This is a genomic window from Elusimicrobiota bacterium, from assembly GCA_016218575.1.
Classification (GTDB): domain Bacteria; phylum Elusimicrobiota; class Elusimicrobia; order UBA1565; family UBA9628; genus JACRDN01.
In genome coordinates, this window is sequence record JACRDN010000019.1 from 99,577 (window position 1) to 120,161 (window position 20,585).

The window sequence follows — 20,585 nt, forward strand, 5'->3', positions numbered from 1 at the left end:
AGTGGAACAAAACCCGGAATTCGCCCTGCCCGTCTTGGCCGACCCGGCCGGGAAGCTCGTTCTTCTCGTGGATGACGACGAAAGCCTCCTCGACCTCATGGAGCACGTGGTCCGCAAGGAGGGCTTCCGCACGGACCGGGCCGCCGACGGGGTCGAGGCCATCCGCAAAGTCGAGGCCTTGAATCCCGACCTCATCATCTTGGATTTCATGCTGCCCAAAAAGGGCGGCTACGAGGTTCTGCGCGATCTTCAGGCCGGAGGCCGCGGGCAGATCCCCGTAATCGTGATCACCGGCCGCCACATGGACCGCAAGAACGTCGACATGATGCGCTTGGAGCCGAACGTCCGGGAATTCATCGAAAAGCCCCTGCGCCCGGCCATCATGGCTTCCCTGATCCACAACCTGCTCAAGACCCGTCCTCCGGACATCAATCGGGCTTCCGGCCGCGGGCCCATGAGCGGCGGGATCAGTTAATACTCTGATGCGCCGGGCCGGCCTGGCGCTCGCGGCGGCTTCCTGCCTGGCCGGAATTTACCTTCTGGCCGCCGCGGACCTGATCCTGCGCCAGCGAGCCGCGTACCGCGAAGGCCGGCTCTGGCTGGCGCGGGGCTCCGGGGAGACCTTGTGGGGCAGGCCCAGGGACTTGGCCTGCCTTTACTTTGAGTCCGCCGCCAACCTCTTCTGGCCTCCCGGAGGCCGCTGGGCGCGCCTTAGCCGGGAGAAATTGAAGGAGTGCCGCTGAGGCCCTGTCAAGTAATAATATGATCAATTTGGCCGAGCGATTTTGGAGCGAGACAAGGAGCGAGGAGCGAGCATACCCGCAGCGGTATGTGAGCGACGAGCGACGCGGTCGCAGCCCAAAAGCGCTCGGCCCCTTCGGGGAGGCCCGAGCTTGGCCGATTTCTTCGTTGCTCCTCGGGCACATAGCTACCGCTATGCTCCCTCGTCGCGCCTCGAACTCGTCTCAAGCTCGGGCCTCCAAATTGATCATATTATTACTTGACAGGGCCTAAGGCACAGAGCATGGCGCGCTTCTTGTCCGGCCTGGTCCTTATGCCGAGCGCTGTTCTCACCTTGGCGGCGGGCGTCCAGGCCCTGGCGCTCTCGGCCTGGCGCGGCCCCTCGGCTTTTCCTTTTTTCCTGGGGTTCGGGCTTTCCCTGGCCTGCGGGATTTGGGCCAAGGCGGGCAAGGGCGAATGCGTCGGCCCCGCGAGTTGGTTCTCCTCGCTTTCCCGCAAGATCTACGTTTTCGGCCATGAACTGACCCATGCCTTGGCCGCCTGGTCGGTGGGCGCGAAGGTCCTGGGCTTCAAGGTCACCGAATCCCGGGGGCACGTGGACCTATCGCACTCCAACGCCTTCATCGCTTTGGCGCCTTACTGCGTCCCCATTTACAGCTTGCTCGCCATCCTCTCCTATCGTCTTTGGCTCTGGCTGCGCCCGGAACATCCCATGGAGCCGGCTTTTCTCTTCGTGATGGGGCTCACCCTTTCCTTTCACATGGCCAAGACTTTGGAATCCCTGTGGGCCCTCAAGCAGCCGGACTTGGCGGCGGGCGGGGGGATCGTGTTTTCCTTGAGCTGGATCGTTCTCGGCAACGGCCTGGTGATACTGGTCCTGCTCAAGACGCTTTTCCCGCGGTCGGTCGCCCTCCTCGAGGAACTGGAGTCGGTTTGTCTCGGGACAGGCCATTTCTGGCTCTGGATTTGGCGAGCCCCGGGGCCCTCTGCCTGGAAGTTCGTGAAGCGATTCTGGCGGGGCGCGTGAGCCCGCTTGTCCGAGAGCTGGGGCGCAAGGCTTTCCACATGCTTTCCTTGGCCTATCTGGCGGCATATCATCTGATCGGCTATCCGCGCATCCTGTCTTGGATGGGCTGGTGGCTGGCCGTCGTGGCGGTCGTGGAGAGCGCCCGGTTGGCGGCCCCGAGGATCAACGCCTTGCTCCTCGGGTTTTTCCCTGGGCTGGCCCGGCCCGAGGAGCACGCGCGCTTCAGCGGGATTTTTTACACGACCTTGGGCGCGCTTATCGTCATGGCCGGCTTCGGGCGCCGTCCCGACATCGTCTCCGCCTCGCTTTTGTGCCTGGCCCTGGGAGACGCGGCCGCGGCCCTGGTGGGCAAGGCGATCGGAAGGCGCAGAATCGGGGGCAAGAAATCCCTGGAGGGGAGCCTCGCTTGCCTGGCGGTTTGCGCGGCGGTGGGCTTGGCGCAAGGTTTCCCCGCGCCGGCGTGCCTCGCCATGGCCTTGGCGGCCACCGCCATGGAGCTCATGCCCACCGGCGTCGTTTTCAACGACAATCTCTGGATGCCGGTGGCCGCTGCCCTGGCCCTTGGCCTGTTTCTGCCATGACGCCGCCGCCTTCCGTGGGCATCGTTTGCCGGCAAGCGGACGGCCTGCGCGGGGCCACCGGCATCGTCTTGGAGACGGCCAGGCGGCTTGTCGGCGCTGGCTGGCGGGCCCGCGTCTACGCGGAGAGGCTCGACCGAGAAGCCCTGGCCGCGGCGGGGGTCGAGTGGCGCCGCCTTCCGGGCTGGCCCTGGGGTTCTTACGGCAAACGGCGCTTCTTCTCGGCCTTGGCCGATTGGGCCGCGGCCCGCGGCGGCCACGATCTCATCCACGGCCACGGCGACAATTTGAGCCAGGACGTCCTAAGCCTCCATAATTGCGTGGAAGCCGCGCAGGAGGCCGTTCATGGCGCGCCTCAGGGCCCGCTCTCGGGCGCGGCGCGCCTGCACGCCGAGATCCTGCGGGCGGGGCGATTCAAGAAAGTGATCGCCAATTCCAAGCTCATGGCCGGGGAATTGTCCGGCCGCTTCGGAGTTTCCCAGGAAAAAATCCGGGTGATTTACCCGGGCTTCGATCCGCTGCGCTTCAAGCCCGATCCGAGTTCGCGGCGGGAGGCCAGGGGAGGGCTTGGTTTTTCGGAAGAGGACTTCGTTTTCGGCTTGGTCACCTCGGGGGATTTCGTGAAAAGGGGGCTGCGGCTTTTTCTTGAGGCCCTGGCTCTTCTCAGGGGAAGGCCTTTCAAGGCTCTGGTCGTGGGCAAGGAGTCCCGCTTGGGGCCCTACGAGAGACTGGCCCGCGAGTCCGGCGCCGCCGTCCGGTTCATGCCGCCCGTGCCGGACGTGGAGCGCTGCTACCACGCGTTGGATGTTTACGTCCACCCTGCGCTTTACGAGGAGTTCGGGATGAGCCTGCAGGAGGCCATGGCCTGTGGCCTGCCCGCGATCTCCGGGGCGCGCGTCGGCGCGGCGGAACTCATTGGAGGGGAGGGTCGCCGGTTCGTGCTGGAAAGCCTGACTCCTCCAGAGCTGGCCGCGAGGATGGCCGAACTCGCCGGGTCCGAGGCCGCGCGCCGCAGGCTTTCCGAGCTCGGGCCCCGGTGGGTTTCCTCCAATACCTGGGGGCGTTATTCCCGGGAGACTGTCCAAGTGTATCAAGAGATACTGGAAAATAGGTAATATTCTTGAGCGAAATGCCCCTTGAAGAGCAAGCGAAAAAACGCCGCGGTTTCGCTTGGCGCGTCACATGGTTGCTGGTCCGGGGCCTCTGCCTCATCTTCATCCTCCTCTTCCTTTCGGCCGGCGCCGGCCTTTTCATGCTTTCTCGGCTCCTTGACGCGGGCAAGGTCAAGGACAGGCTCACGTCCCAGATCGAGGCTCTGCTGGGACGTTCCGTCTCCATAGAGGGAGTGGTTCTGACGCCTCATGGGATCAAGCTCCACAAGATCATCGTCATGGAGAAGGGCCAGCCCGACAGGCCCATGATCTCGAGCGACATCGCCTTGGTCAGCGTCAAGCTGCTGCCCCTTTTGAGGCGCAGACTCGAGCTCAAGAACGTCAAGCTCGTAGCGCCCCGGATATGGATTTTTCGGGACGAGGACGGCCATTGGAATTTCTCGGATATCATTGCCTCCACTTCCGCGCCGCGGGGCCTCTCCAAGGGACGATTCTTCATTCCCGGGGGGCTGGCGGCCGATGAAACGGTGATCGAGCGCGGCCTTCTGCAGATCGAAGATAGGCTTAAAAACACCAGCCACGTGATAGAGAGATTCAATCTTTCGGTGGCCGGCTTTGATATGGATCGGCCTTTCGCCATTTCGGCGTCCTTCGACCACGTGAGCCGCTTCGCGGCTCGGCAAATCACCACTTCCTTTTCTCTCGATGGTTCGATGTTCCTGGCCTCCGGGCGCTGGGGGGAGGCTTATCTCAACGCCGACCGGCTCCAACTCAAGGTGGACGGCCACCGCTTCTCGGGGTCGGGGTGGGTGCGCGGGTTCTCCGAGCCCATGGTCGAGGCGGATGTGTCGGTCCCGCCCTTAGCCGCTTCCGACTGGGAAAAGCATATGGGGCGCACCGTGGATTTCTCCATGCCCGCCAGCCGCTGGCAGGTGAAAGCGCGCCTCAAGGGCTCGAGAGCCAGCATCGAGGATATGGCTCTCTCGGCCGCGCCCCTTTCCCTCAAGGGGCGCGGCTACGTGGATTGGTCGGGGCCCAAGCCCCGGGCGGATGCGGAGTTCTTTTTGCAGTCGTTCCCGTTGGAGGCGGCCTCGGCCTGGCGGCGCTCCCTGGAGGGCTGCGACTTAAAAGGCAGCCTGCAGGGGCAGGCCGCGCTGTCCTGGAACCAGGACCAGTTGGAGGTTCACGGGCTCAAGCTCAAGCTCGGCCAAGCCCAGGCTCGGTTCAAGCACGTGGCCGTAAGCCAGGTTCAGGCGGACCTGGACGCCGGGGAGGGATTCTCCAGCGCGGCTCTGTCCATAAGGGGACGCTCGCTTCAAGCGTTCTCCAACGCCTTCAGTAACATCGCCCTAGGCCTGCGCCTGGTCAACCGGGACCTCAAAGTGGACGACCTGTCCTTTGTCTGGGAAGGATCGCGGGTCAAGCTCAAGTCCAGGGTCTTGGATATCTCGGACCCCAAGGAGATCTCGGTTGCGGGAAGCATGGAAAACCTTCAGTGGGAGAAGGCCCAGGAGCTGGTGAGCGGTATCTTGGCGAGCCTTTCCACCTCCACTGCCGCTGGCGCCTCCGAGCCCGCGACGGCGCCTCCCCGCCGGACTTGGGTCAAGATATTCAAGTACGCCATACCGAGGAAGTTCCCGGATTCCGTGGGTCATCTGCGCGTCGGGAATATCACCCACAAGAATTTCTCCTTCGCGAGCACGGACCTCTTGTGGGACATCCGCGGCGTGACCCCCAGCCTCAAAAAAGTCAACGGGGATTTGCGCCTGGGCTTCGGGCCGGGGCGTGTCAACGACGTGCAGGCCCTCCAGGGGGCGCACAAGATTCTCGCCATCGTGTTCCTGCCCTACATCTACATGCATAAGATGAACAACCTCTCCGTGCTGAGCGCCGGCACCGCCTACCCCAAGACCTTGGATTTCAACCGCATCGAGAGCCGCTACGGAATCCGCGAGGGGGTGGTGACCACTCATTTCTGCTACGTTGACAGCCCCCAGGTCATAGCTTACGCCGACGGCACCGCGGATTTCCCCAGGGAAAAGGTGGACATGAATATCCTGACGAGACTGACCAGCTACCGCGCGCCCCTGCCGGAATGGTGGGTCGACGAGCTGGGTAGGCCCGCCATAGGCTTTCGCGTCAAGGGGGACTTGAACCACCCGGACCTCGAGCCCCGGCTCAACAAAATGGCGGCCAACGAGATCGAGAAAGCCCTGGAGGAAGGCCGACGCCGCGCCAAGGAGAGGTTTAAGGTCCTCGAAAAACTCTATAATAACGGCGTCAGGGAGGAATGATGGCAGGGATGAAGAAGATGGACATGCTCGGCCTTCTGCAGGAGCATGGGGCCGTGGTCTCGGGGCACTTCCAGCTGGCTTCGGGGCTTCATAGCCCGATTTATATCCAAACGGCTCTGGTCCTGCAGTACCCCCACGTCGCTCGCCGCATCGCCCTGGCTTTGACCGCGAAATTCCCCCAGCCCGTGGACGTGGTGGTCTCGCCCAGCATGTCCTCTGTCGTCCTGGGGCAGGAGGTGGCGCGGATCAAGAAGTGCCGGGCCATTTTCATGGAGCGAAACCAAGGCGTCATGGCGTTGAAGCGCGACTTCAAGCTCGAGCGGGGAGAGAGGGCGCTTGTTGTCATGGACGTCCTCATGCTGGGGCATTTGACCGCGGAGGTCGCGGCCCTGACCGCGGCTTACGGGGCCAAGGTGGTCGGCGTCGGGACCATCGTCGACCGCTCGACAGAACGCCTCTCCCTTTGCGTGCCGGTGCGCTCCCTCATCTCCTATCCCCTGCAGGTGAGCCCCCCCGACTCCTGCCCGCAATGCCTGGCCGGGATCGCCTTGATTGACGCGACCAAGAAGAATGTCGGCGCCCAGGAAGGGGAGTAACCCATGATCGAGCGCTACAGCCGCCCGGAGATGTCCCGGATATGGTCCGAGGATCACCGCCTGCGGGTCCTGCTCAAGGTGGAGGAGGCATTCCTCGAGGTTCTGGCCCGCGAGAAGGGGCTGCCCGCGGCCGAGCTTAAGGCCCTGCGCGCTGTTTTCGGAAAGCCCCTGTTGGACAAGGCCAAGGCCCTCGAGTCCCGCTCCGGGCACGAGGTGATCGGCCTCATCTCGGCGGTGGCAGAGGAGCTCCAGGGGAGGGCCCCTCTTTTGACGCGCTACCTGCATTACGGCCTGACCTCCTCGGACATACTGGACACGGCCCTGGCTCTCCAACTGCGCGATTCCGCGGGCCTGATCCTGGCCGGCTGGAGGGGGGCGGCGGCCCGGCTCAAGGCCTTGGCGCGCAAACATGAGCTCGTCTGGATGGCGGGACGCACTCACGGGGTGCACGCCGAGCCCGTCACTTTCGGGGTGAAGCTCGCCGGCTGGCACGCCGAGGCTTTGCGCAACATGGAGCGCATGGAGCGGGCTCGGGAGCTGATTTCCTACGGCATGGCCTCCGGGGCCGTGGGGACCTACTCTCAGGTGGGGCCCCGTTGCGAGGCGGAGCTCTGCCGCAGGCTCGGCCTCAAGCCGGAACCGGTTTCGACCCAGGTGGTTCCCCGCGACCGTCACGCCGATTTTTTCCACGCCTTGGTCCTCTCCGCCGCGGCTATCGAGCGCTTCGCGACCGAGATCCGCCACCTGCAAAGGACGGAGGTTCTGGAGCTCGAGGAGCCCTTCACCCAGGGACAGAAAGGCTCCTCGGCCATGCCCCACAAGCGCAACCCCGTGCTCTGCGAGAATCTTTGCGGCCTCTCGAGACTCATCCGCTCCTACGAGTCAGCCGCAGTCGAGAATATCGTCCTCTGGCACGAGCGCGACATCAGCCACTCTTCGGTCGAGCGAGTGATCCTGCCCGACGCCTGCGTTCTCCTTGACTTCATGCTGGAACGCTTCCGGGGCGTCCTGGACGGCCTCCAGGTGTATCCAGAGCGCATGAAGGAGAACCTCGACCGCTCCATGGGCCTGGTTTTCTCCCAGAAGGTCATGCTCAAGCTCATCGACTCCGGGCTGGACCGACTCGAGGCCTACGAGCTCGTGCAGAGAAACGCCATGAAGACCTGGAAGACCCGCGAGCCCTTCCAGAAGGCGCTCAAGTCCGACCAGGCCGTGCTCAAGCGCCTTTCTCCCAAGGAGATAGACGCCTGCTTCGATTTGGCCGGGTATAAGTCGTCCGTGCGGGAGATTCTGCGCCGGGCTGGAGTCACGGCTTAGAGGGTATGGCCGCGCCCATCGTCCTCTTGACCGATTTCGGCGCTCGCGACTCCTACGCGGGAATCATGAAGGGCGTGATAGCGAGTCTCTCGCCGCGCGCGCTGGTCATAGACCTCTGCCACGAGATCCCTGCGCAGGACGTGCGCGCGGCCGCCTTCCAGCTCCGCGCGGGCGCCCCCTATTTCCCGAAAAACGCCATATTCCTCTGCGTCGTGGACCCCGGGGTCGGATCGGCCCGCAAAATCATTTGGGCCCGCACCGCGGAGCATCAGTTCCTGGCTCCCGACAACGGGCTTTTGAGCTGGCTCGAGAGCCCGATCCTCGAAATCCGCGAGCTTTCCAACCCCAAGCTTTGGCTTTCGCAGGTCAGCGCGACTTTCCAGGGCAGGGACATCCTGGCTCCAGCGGCCGGGCATTTGAGCCGGGGTGGTAAGCCCGCGGCCCTGGGGCCGAGGACCGCCGAGATGCGGCGCATTCCGTTTCCGCGCGCGCTCGCGGCCTCCGGCCGGGTCAAGGGAGAGATATTGTGCGTGGACCATTTCGGAAACGCGGTCACCAATATCAGCCGCGCGGAATTGCCGCACGCCTGGCCCATCCAATTCCGCGGCCGGCACGTGGGAGCGATTCGCTCCCACTACGCCAGCGTCCCGGCCGGGGCGAGCCTGGCCCTTTTCGGCTCCTCGGGTTTCCTCGAGCTTTCCGTCCGGCAGGGAAGCTTCGCCCGGGAATTTAAAGCCTCAGTGGGAGATCCAGTTGAGTGCATCAGCCCTAGGCGTCTCAGGTAAGGTCCGCCTCAGGCCCGGGCAGGAGAAGCGCCTGCTGGCCGGGCATCTTTGGGTATTCTCGAACGAAATCCATGAGATCGAGGGAGCGCCCCCGGCCGGGAGTGTGGTCGAGGTCTACGCCTCCCTCGGGCGCCTCTTGGGCGTCGCCTTCTACAACCCCGCAAGCCTCATCGCCTGTCGCATGCTCTCTTGGGGGCCCGCGGAGATCGGGATTGATTTCTTTCGCGGGCGCTTGGCCGCGGCCCTGGCCTACCGGGAAAAAACCTGCTCGCCGGAAACATCCTATCGGCTGGCCTTCGGGGAATCCGACGGCCTTCCGGGGCTAGTGGTCGACCGCTACGGGGCCTGTCTCGTTCTGCAGATTCTCTCGGCGGGCATGGAGGCCTGCCTGCCCCTGATCGAGCAGGCCCTGGGGGAGCTCCTGTCTCCCAAGGGCATCTACCTTAAAAACGACCATCGCCTGAGGTCCTTGGAGGGGCTGGCCCAGGAGTGCCGGGTCCTGTCTGGGAGCGTGCCGGACAAGCTTCAGATATCGGAGGGAGGGCTGCGCTTTTCCGTGCCCGTCGGGGGAGGGCAAAAGACGGGGTTTTATTTCGACCAGCGCGAGAACCGGGTCTTTCTGCGGCCCTATTTCAAGGGGCGCGCGGTGCTCGACCTCTACAGCTACACCGGAGCGTTCGGGATCAACGCGGCCAAATTCGGGGCCAAGGCCGTTCTGGGCCTGGACAGTTCCGGGCCCGCGGTTGAGCTGGCCCGCGAGAACGCCGCGATGAACGCAGTGGCGGAGTTGACGACCTTCGAGGAGGGCGACGCCGAGGAGGCCTTGCGCGATTTCGCGGAGAACCGCCAGCCCTTCAAGCCTGACATGATCCTTCTAGATCCGCCGAGCCTGGCTCCGTCCAAGAAGCACCTGCCCAAGGCCCTGCGCCATTACGTCAAGCTTAACGCCTGGGCCCTCAAGGCCTTACCCGATGGGGGGCTCTTGGCCACGAGTTCCTGCTCCCATCATGTGAGTCGGGAGATCTTCATCGAGATGCTGCGCCATGCCCAAGCCAAGGCCGGGCGCCGGACGAGGCTCGTTTCCTTGAAGGGGCAGGGCGCCGATCATCCGGCGCTTCTGGCCATGCCGGAGACCGAATATCTGCATTTCGCCTTGCTGGAGGTTATATAGGGGGTTTACTCGTCCTTCGAGTTGATTCCCATCATGGCCGCGAGGCTCGTCCAATCAGACTGCATGCGATTGTACTGATCCTCGAGCTCCTGCCAGCCACGCTCGAATTCCGGCGGCGTTTCCGAGCCGCCCTTTTTCCTGCCGGTGTTTTTCCGACTCGATGCGGGCCACTTCTTGGAAGGCTGTCGTTTCATGACTCTCGCCTGGCAGTATAGCCCTGGAAGGTGGATTCGTCAACACTTTTTTTGCTAGTGTCGAAGCTTCAAGGGGACTGATATGAAAATTTTTCTTCTCTTGCTCGCCGCCGCCGTCCCGACCCATGCCTCCAGGGTGATCATTGGTTTTCATGGGGGGGGCTCCGCCCTCCAGGCCCAGGCCCTGCAGTCGCTCGGCGTCCAGGAGGTGGAGCGCATCGAGGAGCTGGACGCGGCCTTGGCCGAGATCCCGGATGGCGAGGTAAGCGTTGAGGCCATCCAGGAGCGGGCCCTCGCCCAGCCTGCGGTGGCCTGGGTGGAGGAGGACTCCTACATCCATTGGCTGAGTCAGGCTGATTCGGCCGTGGTCCCGGCCGCGCCTGCGGCAAAGAGAAGCGAAGCCTCCGGTCCAGAGATAGACTGGGGAGTGCAGAAGATCAATGCTCCCGCGGCCTGGGCCAAGAACCAGGGAGAGGGAGTGCGGGTGGCCGTGCTCGACACGGGCATCAATTTCGCGCACCCCGACTTGGCGGAGGCGGTCGCCGGAGGCTACAACGCCTTCGACGCCGAGGCGACTTTCCGGGATGACAACGGGCACGGCAGCCATGTCGCCGGCATCATCGCGGCCCGCTACAACGGCTTCGGCGTGGTCGGCGTCGCCCCCAAGGCCCGCCTGTACGCGGTCAAGGTCCTCGATGAGAAGGGCGGCGCTGGTTTTTTCTCTTTGGCCAAGGGCTTGGTTTGGTGCGCCAGGAACGGCATGCAGGTGGCCAACTTGAGCCTTTCCTCCCCGGCTTTTTCCCTCATCATCAAGGCCGCGACCGCCTACGCCTCCGCCAGGGGTGTTGTCATCGTCGCGGCCGCGGGCAACAACAAGGGAGGTGCTGTGGAATATCCCGCGGCTCACGGCGAGGCGATCGCCGTCGCCGCCATGCGGTCGGACGGAAAGATCGCCGACTTCTCGGCCCGCGGGCCTAAGATCGAGTTCGCCGCCCCCGGCGTGGACATCCGATCCACCTTCCTCAAGCAGGAGTACCAGTGGCTTTCGGGGACCTCGATGGCGGCCCCCCACGTGGCGGGCCTGGCGGCGCTTGCCGTGGCCCAAGGGGCACGCGATCCTGGGCAGGTGCGGGAGATGCTCTTGCGCGCTTCGTCTGCCTTGGACAAGGACAACCCCGCCGAGCAGAACTACAGGCTCGTGGACGCCGCGAAAATCGTCCAGTGACGCTGGAGCCCTTATAGGACTTTAGACCTATTCATAAATAGGCCTTTAGGCCCATGTGCGGGATTTGCCATTCCTTTACCATGAACGGCGTGAGGTAGGCCGCACATATTAAGGAGGGTTTATGAAAGGTCCGATCGCTTCGCTCCTGGCCATGCTGGCCCTGGCCTGCCTTCCGGCCGAGGCCCTCGCCAAGAGAGTCATCATTACCTTCGAGCCGCGCGCGTCCCCGGAAGCGCGCCAGAAAATCCTGGCGCAAATCGGAGCCCGGCCCCTGGGCACCATCCAAAGCAACGGCCACAGCGCCGAGGAGTTCTTAGCCGTGGTGGCCGAGGCCGGCGAGCCGGCCTCGGCAGAGGGAGGCCTTTTCGGCCGCTTCCAGGCGGCTTCCCTCGGCGCTGACTCTCACGCAGAGCCGCCGGTTCCGCCCGGAATCCACATCGAGGAGGACTATAACGTCCGCTGGATAGAGGCCTTGCCGGCTTTCCAGCCGCCCTCCCTCTCCCCCGGAGGCCTCGGCAGATTCCGCTCCACCGCGGCTTCGTTCAGGGCCGCGGCGGAGCGCGGGGAAATCACCTGGAACATGCGCGCGATCAGGGCTCCCGGCGCCTGGGACTACACCGAGGGCGAAAAAGTGGACGTGGCCGTGATCGATACGGGCGTGGATTATTCCCATAAGGATCTGGAGGGCGCCGTGGACGGAGGTTACAATGCCATCACGGATTCTGAGTCGCCGGAGAGCTACATGGACGACAACGGCCACGGTACCCACGTGGCGGGCATCATAGGCGCAAGGCGCAACGGCTGGGGAGTCGTCGGAGTGGCTCCCAAAGCCCGCCTTTACGCGGTCAAGGTCCTGAGCAAGGACGGCAGCGGGAACTTGAGCGACGTGATCAAGGGTCTGATTTGGTCCGCCAATAACGGCATTCAAGTCGTGAATATGAGCCTGGGATCGCCCACCGAGAGCCTGGCCCTGCAAAAAGCCGTGGCTTACGCCAAAGGCCGAGGCGTGGTGATCGTGGCCGCGGCGGGCAATTCCGGAAGGACGGGAGGGGCCGTCAGCTATCCCGCGGCTTATCCGGAGACGATCGCGGTCGCGGCCAGCAATTCGGAGGGCGCTTTGGCCGACTTTTCCAGCCGCGGCGAGAACACTAAGGTCATAGCCCCGGGAGAGGACGTGGTCTCTACCCGCCTGGGAGGGGATTTCGTCCTGCTTTCCGGGACCTCCATGGCGGCGCCCCACGTGACCGGGATAGCGGCCCTTCTGGTTGCTCAGGGCTACCGCGGCCTCACCGGCCCCGATGGGGTGCTGGCCCAGTTCCTCAAGGCCGCGAAGAAGGAGGCGGCCAAGAAGATCTGCTGGAGCAAGGATGTTTGCGCGGCTCTCGTCGACGCCAAGGACCTGGTTTCCGAGCGCGCCGCGCATTAACCCCGCCGCATTTAGTACACTGCGTACATGGCCCCGGCGGCTTCTTTGGGTATTTTGGCTGGAGCGGCGGTTGTTTTAGGAGCGTGCGGGTACCTGCGGTTCAAGGGCATCCTCAAGCGCACGCAGGCGGAGCTCCTTCAGGAGCGCACCAAGCTCGAAACCCTCATCAGGAACATTCCAGAGGCCCTGGTCCTGTCGAATTTGCGGGGAGACATCCTGTACATGAATCCCGCGGCCCAGGAGGTCCTCGGCGTCAGGCCCGAGATCGGCCAAGGCAAGCTTTCGGGGGAGTGGGCGAGAACGGTCGAAATCCGCCAGCAGATCCAGAGGATATTGGAGAACCACACCCGCGTCGAGGTGGTGGAGCTTCAGGTCCCAAGGGCGGGGGGAAACGTCTTGCGCCATTACAGAACCTTGGTGACCTTGTTCTCCGTCCCCGACATGTTGGAGATGAGCGTCATGCTCCTCCTGCGCGACATCACCGATGAGCGCCAACTCGACTCCCTCAAGACCGAGTTTTTCCAGGCCGTGGCCCATGACTTGAGGGCCCCGCTTTTCGCCATGCAGGGCTATCTGCGCCTGCTGGAGAAGTCGGTGGGCCCCGACAAGCACCAGCAGGGCTACTTCGATGCCATCAACCAATCCTGCGAGAAACTGACTCTCTTCATCCAAGATACCTTGGATTCGGCGCGCATCGAGTCCGGTCAGCTAAAGCTCGCGGTTTCCCCAATGAACCCGCAGTTGATGGTCTCTCGCGCCATGAACTTATTCCGTCCCTTGGCACATGAAAAGGGAATCCGCCTCGAAACGCAGGCCGGCATGGACGCTCCCGACTCCGTGGACGTGGACGAGCGCCTCATGGAGCGGGTCTTCTACAATTTGCTCTCCAACGCCCTCAAGTTCACCCCGCGCGGGGGAGCCATCACGGTTCACACGCGGCGTGTGGGCCCGGGTACGGCGGAGTTCTGCGTGGCCGACACCGGCCTTGGCCTTCCTCCCGAGGTCAAGAGCCGCATCTTCGAGAAATTCTGCCCCAGGCCCCAGGGCCAGACGGTTTCCGGCTTCGGCTTGGGCCTCCACATCTGCCATAAAATCGTGCAGGTGCATAAAGGGCGCATTTGGGCGGACTCAGAGCCCGGGCGGGGAAGCCAGTTCATCATCCAGATTCCCGTCAAACACTTGGCTTAAACAAAGACCGCGGGTTGCGGCTTATTTCCAGCACGGCTTAACTGGAAAAAATGGGGAACGCTCGACAAAGCTGGAATAAGAGGAAGATGCAAAATTTCCCGCGGCACTTTCAACGGAGCGTAATCTTTTATTAATGTCATCAAGAGAGGAACGAATTGTTCCCGACTCTTCCTTCGTGCTGCATAAGGGTATATTTGAAGGGACCTTGGCATTTCCCAGGGTTCCGTAAAATTTAGACCAATTCCCCCAAATTCCATCATGAGTAAACGGCAGCGGCCTTCGCTTGCCCAAATTCCCCATGTTTGTATCGGGATCTTGCGGTTCATAAGTTATAGTCTGAATTGAAGTCTCCGAAGGCGTATACCAGCACAACAGGTTGAGGTCTTTCGCCAAAAGCGCCAAAGATAAGGCCTGTTTCTCAAGGCTAACTATCGCCGGTTTAATTTTTTGTATCGTGGCGAGCCAGACATGACATCTCTCTCCCTCTACATATACTCCGGGATCGTGGTCCATTTTATACAGCATTTTGCCGATATCGAATGCCGCTGAATTGAGGAGTTCCAGCCTCTTATTTATTCTGGGAATTGCATCCTCCTGATGTTTTCTATACTGCGGCACGGCAGCTTGCTGTTTTTTAGTCTTTATTTTTTTCCCCGTTTCAGTAATTGCGTTTTCTATGTCCTTGATAGTTTGCTCATAGGGTTTATCCGCCATGGTCATCGCTGGCAACAAAACAGTTCCGGAAACTAACGCTGCAATGGCATAAAGACTAGGCATTTTCATAAGTGGATGAACCTCCGTGACCGTAGTTGATTGTATAACAGAGTTTGCCATTTTACGCAATAGATTTTGTACCATAACGCAAATGCGGACCTTGAAAACCACCACCTTGGCCTGGGCTTTTTGGCCCAGGGCCGGGCGCGCCGAGTCCTGGGCCTTGTCCGGGCTCATGAGCTTGGTTATCGCCCTTTGCGCGCAATTTGAGGTGCGGTTGCCATGGACCCCCGTCCCCATCACGGGCGGGACCTTGGGCGTGCTCTACGCGGGGGCCCTGCTGGGGCCGCGGGCCGGGGTTCGGGCGGTCGCTCTCTACCTTCTCGCAGGCTCTTTGGGCCTTCCGGTGTTCGCTGGAGGGGCCGCGGGAGTCCACCATTTCCTGGGCCCGACCGGGGGCTACTTGATCGGCTTTTTGCCCGGGGCCTGGCTTGCGGGCGTTTTGGCCGAGCGCGGCTGGGACCGCGATCCCTTCCGGGCCTTGGCTTTAATGCTTGCGAGCAGCTCGGTGATATTTCTGTTTGGGCTGCTCGGCCTTTCGCGCTTCGTCCCGTTCTCCCGGCTTCTCTCCGCGGGCCTGCTTCCCTTCATCCCCGGGGACCTCGCCAAGTCCTGCCTTTCCGCAGCGCTCCTGCCCCTGGGCTGGAAGCTTGTCGGTAGAAGTCAAAACCTCCGTTAAATCCCAAGCGGCTGCGGGCGCCCGCGGTTATTTTCCCTACGTCTTGACAAAATGTAAAACTTCCTTTACTATAGTGGCGAAATACCGGCATGGGAAAGAACCCGACCAGCAGAATTTCCAATGACCTCAGGGATCTGCGAGCCAAAAGGAATATGACCCAAGAGGAGCTCGCCAACGCCGTGGGCGTGACCCGCGTGACCATCAATTACATAGAAAACGGGGAATACCGGCCCTCGCTCGAGCTCGCTTTCCTGTTGGCTCGATTTTTCGGCAAGCCTATCGAGGAAGTCTTTCATTTCAGGGCCCATGGAGGTCACCATGCTATTCGTTAGCGAACGAGACGAGCGGGAAAAAATCGTGGCGTTAAAGGCGGCGAGGATTGTTTTTCTGATCGTTTTCTGCGGCTTCTTGGGAGCGGGGCTCGCCGGAATGATTCGGATCAATCTCTTCAGCTACACCCGCTGGCAGGGAGACCGCGTCCCGCCCCTGGTGAAGGTGGGGCCTTACGAACTGCGGAAGGGGAAAGTCGAAAAGGAATTTTTCTTGATGTGGCCAAGCTTGGGTTTCCCGAGCGCTAACGCGCCTTACCCGGAAATCGTCGAGAGAGAGCATAAGGCGACTCAATATTTTTATGAAAGCGGTTCGATATTCAAGCCGGGGGTGGCGCGGACATTCTTCACCTTGGCCGCCGTGCAAGTCCTTCTCCTGCATCTGTTTTCACGCAGGATCCGCTCCTGAGCCCGCGCGGCCGCAGGCTTGACATAAATTATCCGCAGGGTTACACTCGGCTTTGGTTGGATTCTCATGAGGAAAAGCTGGATTTCGGACGCTTTCATCGCTTTGGCGACAAGCCTTTTTGTCGGGGCGGCCTATTATTTCCCGGGGCTTTTCCCGATTTTCGACGGCCTGGAGCTTAAGTTCTACGATTACCGGGCCCAACTGCGGCAGAATCTCGACCCGGCCCCCGAGATCGCCCTCATTGCGGTGGATGACGCATCCTTGGCCGAGCTGGGGCGCTGGCCTTGGCCCCGCTCCCGGATCGCGGCTCTGGTGGAGAAGCTCGCCCAAGCCCAGCCCAAGGTGATCGGCCTCGGCTTCGATTATTCCGAGCCGGAGCAGAGCCAGGGCTTGGCGGAGATCGCCAAGCTCGAGTCCGAGTACCATGATATGCTGAAGTCCCGAGCCGTGGTGGACAAGGGGGGGAAATTCTCCATCCTGTTCTCCTCGGCCGCGAGAGCCTTGGACTCAGACGCCAAGCTCGCGGCGGCTCTGAAGCTGTCCGGAAACGTGGTACTTCCCGTGGTTATGGCTCCGGGGCAGGGCGCGACCCTGAAGGCATTCCCCCCGATTCCGCCTCTAGCGGAGGCGGCCCTCGGGGTCGGGCATGTCATGGTGGATGTCGAGGAGGATGGCGTGGTCCGTAGGGAACCTCTGATCGCCGCCTATGGCGGCTCATACCTGCCCTCCTACGCCTTGCGCCTGGCCTGGTCCTTCTTGGGAATAAAGCCCGAGCAGGCCCGCTTGGTCCGCGGCCATGAGCTGCGCTTCGGGCGCCGGACCATTGCCATGGACGAGGAGCAGAGGATGCTCATCACCTTCAGCGGCCCGGCGCAGACCTTTCGTTATTATTCCTTCCAGGACGTGATGGCGGACCGGGTCCCCATGGACATTTTCAAGGAGAAGATAGTCCTGGTGGGCTTGACCGCGGCGGGGTCCGGGGAGTTCGCGGCCTCTCCTTTGTCCCGTCGCTTGCCTCGCCTCGAGCTTTGCGCGAGCGCGGTCGAGAACATCATCCATGCGCGATTTTTGACCGAGCCTCCCTGGGCGCCGCTAGCGGAGTTGGGGCTTTTGGCGGCGGCCGCATTATTCGCGGCGCTTGCCTTGCCGCGGGTCGGGGCGGTGTGGGGAACCGTCCTTTGCGGCTCGTCATCGGCGCTGATCCTCGGCCTCGGCACTTATTTCTTCATGAAGGGGGATTGGGTCAAGGTCACCTACCCCTGCAGTCTCATGACCCTGGGCTATCTTGTTCTCCTTTTCAAAAGGTCTCTGACCTGCGAGTCCGCGGCGGAGTCTCCAAGAAAAAGACGGGCCGTTGAAGCGCCCGCGCCGGAGCGTCCAGAGCCCACGGCGCAGGCCACTCCGGTCGTGGAAGGGGAGGCGGCGGTCGTGGAAAGCATCCCCTCGCTGGAGCCGGGAGGCCCCGCCAAGGAACCCCAATGAGCGCGATTCTCGAGATGAGCGGAGCCACGGACCCGGGCTGTGTCAGGCCCAACAACGAAGACAGCTTCACCGTCAAGCAGGAGCTGGGCCTGATGATCGTGGCCGACGGCATGGGCGGCCATAGCGCGGGAGAGGTGGCCAGCGCCATGGCGGTATCCTCTATCGAGGAATCTGTCCGGCGGCAGGCCGCGCTCGCCGCCGCCAAGGATCTGGCCGTGGCCGCCGAGGGACAGGCCGCCGGCGCCTCGGAGCTCCCCAGGATGCTCGAGTCCTTCGTGGCCCGGGCTAACAGAGAGATTTACGATAAGGGCCGGGCCATGGCCGCGGAAGGCGGCATGGGCACCACGGTGGTGGCCGTGCTGGCCGACCCGAGCTCGCTTTGCGTGGCGCACGTGGGCGACAGCAGGCTCTACCTCTACCGCGAAGGCAAGCTCCTTCTCCTCACGGGGGACCACAGCCTCGTCGCCGAGCATGTGAGGTCCGGCCTTCTGACTCCGGAGGAGGCCTCCCGCTCGAGCCTTCAAAACATCCTGACCAGGGCCCTGGGAGCCGAGCCCCATGTGCAGGTGGACGTGGCCGAGCATGCCCTGTATCCCGGGGATCTCCTGCTTCTGGCGACCGACGGCTTGACCAAGATGGTCTGCGATGATGAAATCCGCGGGACTCTGTCGGAATCGGCTTCTCCCCGGAAAATCGCCGCCCGGCTCATAGAGAAGGCCCGCCTGGCCGGCGGAGACGACAATATCACGGTGGTGGCGGCGCGAGTCGTCTTCCAGAGGCGGAGCGGGCTCAAGAATTTCGTGGCTTCCTTGTGGGAGCACTAGTGTAGTCTGGCCGGTCTCTTGTTTGATTTCGACCTCTGGAAGGGGTATACTTTTCATCGGAGGCTTTTCTCCAACTCATGTCCGTAAAGACCAAGGCCCTGAGCGAAAAACTGGCTCGCCTGGCGCATTCCGAGCCGGTTTGCGTCCAAGAAAATGCGTTCATGCAGGATGCATTGGCCTTGATGCGGGAAAAGCAGACGCCCTGCCTCATGGTTTGCCGAGGCCAGAAGCTGGTGGGCATTTTCACCGAGAGAGATTACCTGCTCAGGGCCGTGGGCCGGCTCCGGAAAGGCGAAACCGTCGCCGCGTACATGACTCCAGATCCCCTGAAGGCCCGCCTGGACCAGACGGTCGGCGAGGCCGTCGAGGCCATGAACTCGAAGGGCTTGCGCAATCTGCCGATCGTGGACGATAAGGGGGCTCCGGCCTCTTTGGTCACGGTCAATACCTTAATCGAATATCTTGCGGACCATTTCCCGGCGGCGGTGGTTAACCGTCCTCCCCAGCCCCACGTGGTCAGCGAGGACGCGGACGGAGCCTGAATTCAAATGAGTGAAATCAACCTCAAATCCCAGCTCAAGCCCGATTCCAATCCCGGAAGGATCGAGGAGCTCGAGGCGATCACCATTCGCTTCGCCGGCGACTCTGGCGACGGGATCCAGCTCACCGGCATGCAGTTCACGACCTCCACGGCCATGGCCGGGAACGATTTGAGCACCTTGCCGGACTACCCGGCCGAGATCCGCGCCCCCGTCGGCACGCTCCCCGGGGTGAGCGGCTACCAGATCCAGTTCAGCTCCCGGGAGGTATTGACTCCAGGGGATGCTCCCGACGTGCTAGTGGCCATGAACCCGGCCGCGCTCAAGGCCAATATCAAGGATCTCAAGAAAGGCGGGCTCCTGATCGTCAACGTCGATTCGTTCAATTCCCAGAATTTCGCCAAGGTCCAGTACGCCAAGAATCCCTTGGAGGACGGCTCCCTCTCCGACTACCGCGTGATTCCGGTCGAGCTTTCTCGCCTGACCGGGAACTCCTTGGCGGGACTGCCTTTGACCAAGGTCCAGGTCGAGCGCTGCAAGAATTTCTTCGCCTTGGGGATGATGTATTGGCTCTATGACCGGCCAATGGACTCGACCCTGCGCTGGATCGAGAGCAAGTTCAAGAAGAACCCGCTTCTGGTCGAGGCCAACCACAAGGCCTTGCACGCCGGCAATGCCTACGCCGAGACCGCGGAAATTTTCGGCCATCATTATCGCGTGCGCAAGGCGCCGATCGCCCCCGGGCTCTACCGCAACATCACCGGAAACGAGGCCACGGCCTTGGGCATGGTCGCGGCTTGCCACTTGAGCGGGCTCGAGCTCTGGTACGGATCGTACCCCATCACCCCGGCCTCCGATATTCTCCACGAGCTTTCCAAGCATAAGAATTTCGGGGTCAAGACTTTCCAGGCCGAGGACGAGATCGCGGCCATCGGCTCGACCATAGGCGCGGCTTTCGGCGGCGCGCTCGCGGCCACGGGCACGAGCGGCCCGGGAGTGGCCTTGAAATCCGAGGCCATCGGCCTTGCCGTCATGGTGGAGCTGCCCTTGGTGATCTTGAACGTCCAGCGCGGGGGGCCCTCCACCGGCCTTCCCACCAAGACAGAGCAGGCAGACCTTCTCCAAGTACTCTACGGGCGCAACGGCGAGTGCCCGGTCCCGGTCGTGGCCGCCGCCACGCCCTCCGACTGCTTCAACATGATCTTGGAGGCTTTCCGCATCTCCATTAAGTACATGACTCCGGTCTTTTTCCTCTCGGACGGTTATCTGGGCAACGGTTCCGAGCCGTGGCTGATCCCGGACGCCAAGCGCTTGGCGAAGATCGAAGTTCCCTCGATCCCATCTTCCGCGGACTTCAAGCCTTACAAGAGAGACGAGGCCACCTTGGCCAGGCCCTGGGCGAGCCCAGGCCTAGCAGGCTACGAGCATCGCATCGGCGGCCTCGAAAAGGCCGAAGTCACGGGCAACGTCAGCTACGATCCCGACAACCATGAGCGCATGGTGCGCCTGCGCGCGGCCAAGGTCAACAAAGTGGTCCAGGATATTCCAGCGACCGATGTGCTCGGCCCCAGGAAAGGCAAGGTCCTCGTGGTCGGGTGGGGAAGCACTTACGGCGCCATCACGGCCGCGGTCAAGAACTGCCAGGCCCGGGGTCAAGCCGTGGCTTCGATCCATTTGCGCTATTTGAATCCCCTGCCCCCGGACCTGGGCGACATCTTGAGTCAATACGAGCATGTCCTGGTTCCGGAGATGAACATGGGGCAATTGCTCAAGGTGTTGAGGGCCAAATACCTGGTCCCGGCCGTGGGCCTCAACAAGATCAAGGGCCAGCCGTTCAAGGTTTCCGAGATAGAGGCCGGGGTCGAGAGCATCTTGAAGGGCCGGAGTCTATAATC

22 protein-coding genes are annotated in these 20,585 nt (G+C 62.5%); 20 read left to right on the forward strand and 2 right to left on the reverse strand.

Annotated elements, in window-relative coordinates; all coding sequences use genetic code 11:
* The first annotated feature begins 1 nt into the window (after position 1).
* The 10 genes from HY921_08710 to HY921_08755 all read left to right on the forward strand — a co-directional run bounded on the left by HY921_08710 (position 2) and on the right by HY921_08755 (position 9,621).
* Positions 2-475 (forward strand): response regulator, encoded by a 474-nt coding sequence (locus HY921_08710; GenBank protein ID MBI5630950.1) that lies wholly within the window; start codon positions 2-4, stop codon positions 473-475.
* Between the two features lie 7 nt (positions 476-482).
* Positions 483-743, forward strand: a complete 261-nt coding sequence (locus HY921_08715; protein ID MBI5630951.1) for a hypothetical protein — start codon at positions 483-485, stop codon at positions 741-743.
* A gap of 281 nt (positions 744-1,024) precedes the next feature.
* Positions 1,025-1,768: a hypothetical protein gene (locus tag HY921_08720; GenBank protein MBI5630952.1), complete on the forward strand. Its 744-nt coding sequence runs from the start codon at positions 1,025-1,027 to the stop codon at positions 1,766-1,768.
* Complete coding sequence (locus tag HY921_08725) at positions 1,765-2,349, forward strand: hypothetical protein (GenBank protein ID MBI5630953.1); 585 nt, start codon at positions 1,765-1,767, stop codon at positions 2,347-2,349. The genes HY921_08720 and HY921_08725 overlap by 4 nt, the downstream gene beginning before the upstream one ends.
* Complete coding sequence (locus tag HY921_08730) at positions 2,346-3,461, forward strand: glycosyltransferase family 4 protein (protein MBI5630954.1); 1,116 nt, start codon at positions 2,346-2,348, stop codon at positions 3,459-3,461. Before HY921_08725 ends, HY921_08730 begins: the two co-directional genes overlap by 4 nt.
* 14 nt (positions 3,462-3,475) lie before the next feature.
* Positions 3,476-5,752, forward strand: a complete 2,277-nt coding sequence (locus HY921_08735) for an AsmA family protein (GenBank protein ID MBI5630955.1) — start codon at positions 3,476-3,478, stop codon at positions 5,750-5,752.
* A gap of 8 nt (positions 5,753-5,760) precedes the next feature.
* Entirely contained in the window at positions 5,761-6,348 is a 588-nt protein-coding gene (locus tag HY921_08740) for an orotate phosphoribosyltransferase (GenBank protein MBI5630956.1), read from the forward strand.
* 3 nt (positions 6,349-6,351) lie between these two features.
* A complete protein-coding gene (locus HY921_08745; GenBank protein ID MBI5630957.1) occupies positions 6,352-7,665 on the forward strand; it encodes an adenylosuccinate lyase in 1,314 nt (437 codons plus the stop codon).
* Positions 7,666-7,670: 5 nt separating this feature from the next.
* Positions 7,671-8,450, forward strand: a complete 780-nt coding sequence (locus tag HY921_08750) for an SAM-dependent chlorinase/fluorinase (protein ID MBI5630958.1) — start codon at positions 7,671-7,673, stop codon at positions 8,448-8,450.
* Entirely contained in the window at positions 8,419-9,621 is a 1,203-nt protein-coding gene (locus HY921_08755) for a class I SAM-dependent rRNA methyltransferase (GenBank protein ID MBI5630959.1), read from the forward strand. Before HY921_08750 ends, HY921_08755 begins: the two co-directional genes overlap by 32 nt.
* Positions 9,622-9,626: 5 nt before the next feature.
* Here the strand turns inward: HY921_08755 and HY921_08760 are convergent, their stop codons facing one another.
* Positions 9,627-9,815: a hypothetical protein gene (locus tag HY921_08760; GenBank protein MBI5630960.1), complete on the reverse strand. Its 189-nt coding sequence runs from the start codon at positions 9,813-9,815 to the stop codon at positions 9,627-9,629.
* Positions 9,816-9,897: 82 nt separating this feature from the next.
* On the opposite strand from HY921_08760, the gene HY921_08765 reads away from it, so the two are divergent.
* The 3 genes from HY921_08765 (at position 9,898) to HY921_08775 (ending at position 13,654) form a co-directional block, all read left to right on the forward strand.
* Positions 9,898-11,040 carry a S8 family peptidase gene (locus HY921_08765; GenBank protein ID MBI5630961.1) on the forward strand — a complete coding sequence of 381 codons (1,143 nt, stop codon included), beginning with the start codon at positions 9,898-9,900 and terminating at the stop codon, positions 11,038-11,040.
* Positions 11,041-11,161: 121 nt separating this feature from the next.
* The gene (locus HY921_08770; GenBank protein ID MBI5630962.1) at positions 11,162-12,466 is read left to right on the forward strand and encodes a S8 family peptidase; all 1,305 of its coding nucleotides are present in this window, start codon (positions 11,162-11,164) and stop codon (positions 12,464-12,466) included.
* Positions 12,467-12,493: 27 nt separating this feature from the next.
* Entirely contained in the window at positions 12,494-13,654 is a 1,161-nt protein-coding gene (locus HY921_08775) for a PAS domain-containing protein (GenBank protein ID MBI5630963.1), read from the forward strand.
* A 21-nt stretch (positions 13,655-13,675) separates the two neighbouring features.
* On the opposite strand, the gene HY921_08780 is transcribed toward HY921_08775, so the two are convergent.
* Positions 13,676-14,437, reverse strand: a complete 762-nt coding sequence (locus HY921_08780; GenBank protein MBI5630964.1) for a hypothetical protein — start codon at positions 14,435-14,437, stop codon at positions 13,676-13,678.
* Positions 14,438-14,519: 82 nt separating this feature from the next.
* On the opposite strand from HY921_08780, the gene HY921_08785 reads away from it, so the two are divergent.
* The 7 genes from HY921_08785 (at position 14,520) to HY921_08815 (ending at position 20,583) form a co-directional block, all read left to right on the forward strand.
* The gene (locus HY921_08785; GenBank protein MBI5630965.1) at positions 14,520-15,107 is read left to right on the forward strand and encodes a biotin transporter BioY; all 588 of its coding nucleotides are present in this window, start codon (positions 14,520-14,522) and stop codon (positions 15,105-15,107) included.
* An 89-nt stretch (positions 15,108-15,196) separates the two neighbouring features.
* Positions 15,197-15,439 carry a helix-turn-helix transcriptional regulator gene (locus HY921_08790; GenBank protein ID MBI5630966.1) on the forward strand — a complete coding sequence of 81 codons (243 nt, stop codon included), beginning with the start codon at positions 15,197-15,199 and terminating at the stop codon, positions 15,437-15,439.
* Positions 15,426-15,845, forward strand: a complete 420-nt coding sequence (locus HY921_08795; GenBank protein ID MBI5630967.1) for a hypothetical protein — start codon at positions 15,426-15,428, stop codon at positions 15,843-15,845. Before HY921_08790 ends, HY921_08795 begins: the two co-directional genes overlap by 14 nt.
* A 66-nt stretch (positions 15,846-15,911) precedes the next feature.
* Positions 15,912-17,327, forward strand: a complete 1,416-nt coding sequence (locus tag HY921_08800; GenBank protein MBI5630968.1) for a CHASE2 domain-containing protein — start codon at positions 15,912-15,914, stop codon at positions 17,325-17,327.
* Positions 17,324-18,151, forward strand: coding sequence for a Stp1/IreP family PP2C-type Ser/Thr phosphatase (locus tag HY921_08805; GenBank protein ID MBI5630969.1), 828 nt, complete (start codon positions 17,324-17,326; stop codon positions 18,149-18,151). Before HY921_08800 ends, HY921_08805 begins: the two co-directional genes overlap by 4 nt.
* A 77-nt stretch (positions 18,152-18,228) precedes the next feature.
* Positions 18,229-18,693, forward strand: a complete 465-nt coding sequence (locus HY921_08810; protein ID MBI5630970.1) for a CBS domain-containing protein — start codon at positions 18,229-18,231, stop codon at positions 18,691-18,693.
* A gap of 6 nt (positions 18,694-18,699) precedes the next feature.
* Positions 18,700-20,583 (forward strand): 2-oxoacid:acceptor oxidoreductase subunit alpha, encoded by a 1,884-nt coding sequence (locus HY921_08815; protein MBI5630971.1) that lies wholly within the window; start codon positions 18,700-18,702, stop codon positions 20,581-20,583.
* The last annotated feature ends 2 nt before the right edge of the window (positions 20,584-20,585 follow it).